Annotated in this window: 1 protein-coding gene; it reads right to left on the bottom strand. The window is 38.6% G+C overall.

Going from position 1 to position 389, the window contains the following annotated elements:
- Positions 1 to 40 precede the first annotated feature (40 nt).
- A partial coding sequence (gene rplJ, locus SB775_RS27685) for a 50S ribosomal protein L10 (RefSeq protein ID WP_410864344.1) occupies positions 41 to 389 on the bottom strand: 349 nt, incomplete at its 5' end.

Below are 389 nucleotides of genomic sequence, written 5' to 3'. Positions count from 1 at the left end.
GTATTGTTTTATAGATAACAAGTAATTATCTTTTAAAAAATTAAGCGCCTTGCTCTTCCTTTTGTTCTGCAACTGCTTTAGTAGCAAGTGCAAGGTTACGGATTGGAGCTTGAAGAACGCAAAGAAGCATAGAAAGTAAGCCTTCACGTGATGGAAGAGTAGCGATAGCTTTAACCTCATCAAGTGTTACAAGTTTACCTTCGATTACACCAGCTTTAATTTCTAAAGCTTCATGTTTTGTAGCGAAGTCGTTTAATACTTTCGCAGGAGCAACTACATCCTCGTTACTGAACGCGATTGCGTTTGGTCCTGTTAAGAATTCGTTTAACTCAGCCATTTCAGCAGACTCTGCAGCACGACGAGTTAAAGAGTTTTTGTAAACTTTGAAC

The organism is Peribacillus sp. SIMBA_075, from assembly GCF_046534585.1.
This window is presented reverse-complemented; position numbering and strand designations above follow the sequence as displayed.